The sequence below is a fragment of the Lentiprolixibacter sp. genome, from assembly GCF_982873095.1.
The window spans coordinates 1-6643 of record NZ_CEYNTP010000160.1 but is presented as its reverse complement, the minus strand read 5'-3'; the positions used below and the strand labels follow the sequence as shown (position 1 = coordinate 6643).

The following is a 6643-nucleotide window of genomic DNA, read 5'->3' as shown; positions in this document are numbered from 1 at the left end:
GGGAAACTCGATCAGGAATTGTTCGAGCCAGAGGATGGATTCGATATCCAGGTGGTTGGTGGGCTCATCCAGGAGGAGGATATCATTCTTCTGCAACAGGAGCTTCGCCAGTTCTATACGCATGCGCCAGCCCCCTGAAAAGGTGTCCGTGGGCTTTTCAAAATCCCTGCGTTCAAACCCCAACCCCTGAAGTACCTTTTCGGCCTCCCCTTTGTAGGTATAGCCTCCCAGAATTTCATAGCGATGTGTCAGGTCATTCAGGTCAACCATCAATTGGTGGTACCCTTCACTTTGGTAATCTGTCCGTTCCCCCAGCTCTGCGTTGATATTCTCCAATTGCCCTTCCAGCTGCATAATCTCGGAAAAGGCCAAATGGGCTTCTTCTAAAACCGTCCTCCCTTTCTCAAAATCAATATCCTGCCGAAGAAAGCCAGTGCGCAATCCTTTTTCCAGGGAAAGCTCTCCTTTATCTGGTTTCAGTTCCCCGGCCATAATATTCAGCAGGGTAGACTTTCCGGCACCGTTTTTCCCTACCAGACCCACACGATCTCCCGCATTCAAGCGGAAGGAGATACCATCAAAAAGGGTCTCTCCTCCAAAGGCTATGGCAAGGTTATGAACACTGAGCATATTTTGTGACCGGGGTTACAGGATGTGATGAGGTAAAAAGCTAATTTTACCAAAATTTGTGCAAATGTTAAAAAAAGGCAGCAAACTCTATAGCATTTTAACAGGAACGTGCCCCAGATGTCATCAGGAGAGCATGTACATAGAACGCAACCCCTATCGCCTGGGAAGTTTATTCAAAATGCACGAGCGCTGCTCCCATTGCGCTACTAAATACAAGATGGAACCCTCCTTTTTCTATGGGGCGATGTACGTGAGCTATGCTGTTGGGGTGGCTTTTGGGGTGGCCGCATTTGTAATTTCATTCCTGTTTATAGGTGCCTCCCTCTTAACAACTTTCATCAGTATTGTAGCCACCCTCGTGGTATTTATGCCGGTCATCATCCGACTATCTCGCAATATCTGGATCAACTTTTTTATTAAATACGACCCCAAGGCGGTTAAAGCCTAGGCAGGAGAATACTTCCTCGCATACCGCTTTATATCCATCTCCTCAACCAGTGCGGCGCCTTCTTCAATATGTTCCCATAATTGTTGTGCCGCAAAAGGGGCGATCAACACCCCTCTCGAACCTAAACCATTAAGGACAAACAAGTTAGAATGAACTGGATGCCGGCCAACAAGGGGCCTTCGGTCTGCTACTGTTGGCCTGATCCCCGCCACATGGGCGACCACTTTATAATCGGCTTTCAGGAACACCTCAAGTTTTTGAAGCAGTTCCTCCCGGGAAGCTGCAGTGGGCACATTGGTTTTATCCTTCCATTTATAGGTGGCCCCTACCCGGTAGTGGTCCTCCCCCAACGGAATGATAAACACAGCTGACTTGATCACCTGGTCTTCTTTTAAGGTAGGTGACTTTATAGTTAGCAATTCCCCTTTGGTCCCGTTTAGGGGCAAATAATTAAAATATGGATTTTCCTTCAGGCCAAACCCCGCGGCAAAAACCACTCTTTTTGCCCTGATGTCCCCATAACGTACCTCATCCGGCAGCACCTCAAGGGCGTCATATTTAAAGGATGCATCGGTCAGGCAGCCTTTGTCCTTCATGTAGGCTGAATAGGCAGTCAGGAGCTTTTTGGTGTCTACCCTCCCGGTATGCAGCACTTCCCCGAACCCGTAAGGGGCATCGAGCATGGGATTGTTGTTTTCAAGGAGTTTTAAAGAGAGGAAAGGCTGTAATTGGGGGTGGTCTGCTGCCTGGAACCAGTTATTCTGCTCCTCCACCGATGCGAAACGCCTAAGAACCGGAACTTTATAATCGAGGGTACAATTGAGTTTGGCCTCCAGTTGCTCATAAAAAGGCATGGCCACCTCCATTTGTTGTTTCGCCCTCCAGGCGGGTGTAAAACGTTTTAATACTACTGGATTATACAGTCCTCCCGCCACAACCGAAGCCTGTTGAGAGTTATCGTTTATGCAGAGAAAAGACCGCCCTTTGTTTTCGAGAAGGTCACAAAAAGAAGCCCCTGCAAGGCCCAGCCCAACAACCAGATAATCCAGCATGGCGCAAAGGTAGCAATTAGGCTTACCAAATTGAAAGTAAAAAAAGCGCCGCAAAAATGCGGCGCTTTGTATCTGTATTGAATTGGAATATTATTAGGCTAGTAGGCCCACATGTCCTGTTCGCGGTCCCGAATCTGTTCTTTGATTCTGTTGGATTCCAGGAGCTGGAACAGGGCGTTGTCTGCAATGTATTCGTCAATCTTACGATCTCCGTGTACATTGTCTTCCTGATAGATCATCCCATTGAACCTTCTGGAATTCAGAAGCATGTCAAAGGAGAGAGGCTGGGCGGAATTCCGCTGGTTAAACACCTTCGCCTCATGCAGGATTTGTCGGGCACTGGGGTACCACACCCAGAACAGTTCCACTTTATTGCTTTCCGGGTCAACAGACTCGTCGTCAATAAAGTTTACGTCGGGTGCTACCGGGGCTATTCCTAGCAAACGGTACTTAAGCTCCCCCTGGCGTTTGTCAAAATACCAAATACCTTTGACACGATATTCCTCAATTTCGGCCGCAGTAATATCCCTGCGGTTTACAAACTCTTCAGAGAGTTGTTCTCCGGCATTGATCTGCTCGTATCCGAGGTCAGTTGTATCAATTTTAGTAAGGGTAGCCTGCAGGTCACTCAACTTACGTTTCTCCGTAAAATACGAGTCCACATAAATATCAGTCAACTTCCCGTTCCTGATGTTTTTCATCAAAACATCGTAGAGTGATCTCCTGTCCGAACCGATATTAATGGTGTCCAGGGGATAGTACAGGGGAAAGTTCACCCGCTCATCCAGATCAATAACTTCCCAGACGGTCTTGGACCACAGGATATCCCGGTCGTCCACATAGCCGTATGGCAGGGGTTTGTCATTGTCTGCCGCCATTTGGGCCGCGGTCTTTTTCCCGATCTCCTCAGGCTTTTTGGCGTTCAGGATATTGGCCTGTGCCGCCAGGGAAATGGGGAGGCAGGAAACCGCTGCAGCGATAATTACATTCTTCCAATTCATAGATCTATGCATTTTCAATTTTAGTTGGTGAGCTCCACAATCACCGGAGACACCTTCTTCAGCTTATAGCTTTTGTTATTAGTGATATAGGCCTCAATGTCAAATATTTGCAAGGCATCACCTCTTCTGGCCCTTTTCAGCGCTGATTTGGCACGTGAGTCGAGCTTATTGCCCCTAACACTTACTGTAGGCTGACCAGGAACTTTGAATTTAAATCCACTAATGGCCAGGTTCAGGTCAAAGTCAAAGTCTTCGAGCAGGGCACCCACCGTAGCGATTTCAAGGTTTCTCCTTGGCATTTTTGCAGAACCGGTTTCACCTCGAATAGATCCGGCAGGCCTTGGGATATCCTTGATCCTGAACTCAGACTTAGAAGTTACCCTTTGTCCGTCTGGCAATGTACCAGAAGCTGTAATAGTAACTTTACGTCCTGTACCAGGATTCATCACATACTGGCTTCCGCTTCTTTTAGAAAGACCGGGAGCTGAGGCACTAACCTTGTTATTCGGGATTCCAGGTATAGAAATCGACATCGGGTTGGCTACCCCTCGGTATACCACGTTCATCTTGTCTGCCGCGATCAGGGCCGCATTTGGCTTAGTAATCGTGGCGAAGGTAGAAGATACCGGTACTTCGGTACGATTTCCGTCCTGGATAAACACCAGGTTACCTTCGATTTTGTGGTCTCCGGGATTTCCGGCACTTACCGTCAACTGTACTTTACCATCCTTGATGATATAGTCTTTGTTTTCGGACAATTTGCGTCCATCCAGGGTAAGGTTCACCTCGTTAGGGCGTGTAGTGGCATCTTTACGTCCCAGAACTATGGCACCATCAAACTTCTCTCCTGCATAGAAGGCAGATTTTTCCTGCTCCAGCAGCGTCGTATAGTTGGTCATAGAGATCTCACTTGTCAGCTGCCCTTCGAACATAGCTTTAAGCGCGTCCTGTTCTGTGGCTTTCACGTCTGCCTGGATCTGCGTAAGTTGGGTGAGGGAAGCGATCAGCGGGAAACCTTCGAACTTGTAGTTCAACCAGTCTACCTTAACACCGTCCCTGCGCTCTACCTTACCTTTTTCATCACCAGTTTCGAAACGGGCATCAACGGCTTCGCGAACATCTTTAAATTCTTTTGGCAAAATAGCCAGTACCTGGTCGCGGTAATCGTGGATCCGCTTCATGAATTCCTTTCCTTCAGGAGCCAGATTGTCTCCTTTGAAAAGTTTTTGGTCCAGGTAATCAGCCTTATCCATAACCTGATAGTCTTTAGGGTCTTCTATATCCTTGACCATTTCGGACTTCAGGTTTTCCAGGTAGTCGTAATACTCCTGGGAGATTTGCTTGATCTTCTTGGCATCTTCCAAAAGCGGACCGTATTTTTCCGCGTTTTCGGAAGCCTTGGTTTCAAGGCCGCCCAAGAAGGCAAGGTTATTCTCTGAGGTCTTCACATTGGAAGCTTCCAGCTTTTCGTTCATCAGCCCGAATGCTGCCAGAACTTCCTTACTCATATTCAACGCCAGCATTGCAATGAAGATCAAATACATAAGATTGATCATCTTCTGACGTGGTGACAATTTTTGTCCTGCCATGTTTTCTAATTAGTTTTTGATTATTAAAATTTGGATTTGGGTATAATGGAAAACTAATTAGTTTCTGTTCATTGCAGTAAGCATACCTCCATAAACACCGTTCAGTGAAGAAAGGTTAGAGGCAAGAGATTCCATTTGATCTTTAAGGGTAGTTGCATTTTGAACCACTTCTTCGTTGATAGAAGCTTGTCGGCTTGCACTTTCCAGTTGCACCTTGTAGAGGCTGTTCAGCGACTCCATTTGGGCTGCAGCAGTAGACAATTCTTCAGAGTACTTCTGAGTAGATTGCATCGCATCAGCTGTAGGAGCAATACCTTTGGCAGCATCTTCGAAATTACGGATGCTATCGCCAAGACTGGTCATGAGCTCAGCGTCAACACCTGCGTCCTTAAGGAGTTGGTCAAGCTTTTTAGACAGAAGACCTTCTGCTTCTTTAGCTTCTTTGACTTGATTTTTCCTGGAGGCTGGTCCACCATTAAGCTCTGGATACACCAGAGACCAGTCGTACTCATCCTCTACAGGTTCAAATGCACTAATTGCAAAAATAAGGGCTTCGGTAATCAGACCCACTGCAAGGAGCAAACCTCCGGTAAGGAACCCAATCTCCCAGTGCAGGATTTTGAAAAGGGCCCCGATGATCACCACGGAAGCTCCAAGGCCGTAGGCCATGTTGAAAAGTTTCTTTGTTGATTTTGACTGTGCCATAATTTGAAATTTAATTTAAGTTTAATGTTTAAATAAGTATTTGGTTTACTGTTTGATTTTGTGTTCTACTATTGTGTTGAATCTTCTTCACCCATATAGTCCTGTACGGTCCGGAAACCGATGTAGCTCCTCGCTGAATCCTTATACTCGTAATCCCTTGTGGAAACCTGCAGGAAATAGGCCACATCTTTCCACGAACCACCACGAATCACTTTCCTCGCATTGTCATTAGAGTCTGCATTAGGGTTCATGGTAGAAGCATATTCGTAAGAGCCAGGGAAATAACTGGAGTTGGTCCACTCCGCTACATTACCTGCCATGTTGTACAGGTTAAAATCATTGGGCTCATAGGATTTGGCCTCTACGGTATAGAGCGCTGCATCGGCAGCATAGTCCCCGCGCTGGGGTTTGAAATTTGCCATAAAGCAACCGGTGTCACTGATCACGTAAGGACCTCCCCAGGGATACGTACCCCCTTCGATACCCCCACGGGCAGCATACTCCCACTCTGCTTCGGTAGGCAGACGGAACCGGTTTACAAATTGCTTTCCGCGACTTTTCTGGTCGTCATTCTTGAACTTGGTCCTCCAGTGGCAAAATGCCCGGGCCTGTGACCAGGACACACCAACTACAGGATAATCGCTGTAAGCGTCGTGCCAGAAATAATCGTTGTGCATGGGTTCGTTGTAGGAATACTCAAAATCCCGAATCCAAACGGTGGTGTCCGGATAGATCTCCAGCTCATTCGTTCGGATAAAATCTTTTCTCCTGCCATCCCTTGAACGGGCAGCAGCTTCAATATCCATCCAGGTATAGTTGTACTTCAATTGTGTAATATCCAGAATCCGCTGACCATTATAGGATTCTTCCATTGGCAAATAGAGCGAATCCATAACCTCAGCGTAGTATTCATCCGGATAATCCGAAGTATCCCAGATCAGATCTTCATCCGTATTCAGGGCGTACCCTTCATATCCTGATTCTCCCATTCCGGCATAATTGTCCATCATATACTTTTCATAAACGGACATCCTTGTAGTATCAGCACTCTTGAAGGCATACTCCCCAATACCACCATCATCCGGTCCCAAACCTAACTCATCGGCGAGTTTGGCCAGTTTGAACCTTACGATGGAATCGCGGACCCATTCTACGAATTGCCGGTATTCACTATTGGTGATCTCGGTATCATCCATATAGAAAGATCTTACGGTAACG

General features: G+C 46.9%; 7 protein-coding genes. 1 reads left to right on the top strand and 6 read right to left on the bottom strand.

Going from position 1 to position 6643, the window contains the following annotated elements:
- A partial coding sequence (locus AC4E7D_RS10030) for an ATP-binding cassette domain-containing protein (RefSeq protein ID WP_490173663.1) occupies positions 1 to 630 on the bottom strand: 630 nt, incomplete at its 3' end.
- A gap of 64 nt (positions 631 to 694) precedes the next feature.
- Here AC4E7D_RS10030 and AC4E7D_RS10025 point away from each other — a divergent pair.
- Positions 695 to 1078 carry a DUF983 domain-containing protein gene (locus tag AC4E7D_RS10025; RefSeq protein ID WP_490173662.1) on the top strand — a complete coding sequence of 128 codons (384 nt, stop codon included), beginning with the start codon at positions 695 to 697 and terminating at the stop codon, positions 1076 to 1078.
- Here AC4E7D_RS10025 and AC4E7D_RS10020 read toward each other — a convergent pair.
- From AC4E7D_RS10020 to porK, 5 genes are all read right to left on the bottom strand, one after another.
- The gene (locus AC4E7D_RS10020) at positions 1075 to 2130 is read right to left on the bottom strand and encodes an NAD(P)/FAD-dependent oxidoreductase (protein WP_490173661.1); all 1056 of its coding nucleotides are present in this window, start codon (positions 2128 to 2130) and stop codon (positions 1075 to 1077) included. The two genes, AC4E7D_RS10025 and AC4E7D_RS10020, sit on opposite strands and share 4 nt — an antisense overlap.
- A gap of 98 nt (positions 2131 to 2228) precedes the next feature.
- Entirely contained in the window at positions 2229 to 3131 is a 903-nt protein-coding gene (porN, locus tag AC4E7D_RS10015) for a type IX secretion system ring subunit PorN/GldN (protein ID WP_490173660.1), read from the bottom strand.
- A gap of 20 nt (positions 3132 to 3151) precedes the next feature.
- On the bottom strand, positions 3152 to 4720 hold the full coding sequence (gene porM / locus AC4E7D_RS10010) for a type IX secretion system motor protein PorM/GldM (RefSeq protein ID WP_490173659.1): 1569 nt from the start codon (positions 4718 to 4720) through the stop codon (positions 3152 to 3154).
- Between the two features lie 57 nt (positions 4721 to 4777).
- On the bottom strand, positions 4778 to 5425 hold the full coding sequence (porL, locus tag AC4E7D_RS10005) for a type IX secretion system motor protein PorL/GldL (RefSeq protein ID WP_490173658.1): 648 nt from the start codon (positions 5423 to 5425) through the stop codon (positions 4778 to 4780).
- 68 nt (positions 5426 to 5493) lie between these two features.
- Positions 5494 to 6643, bottom strand: a 1150-nt coding sequence (porK, locus tag AC4E7D_RS10000; RefSeq protein WP_490173657.1) for a T9SS ring complex lipoprotein PorK/GldK, incomplete at its 5' end; no start/stop codon positions are given.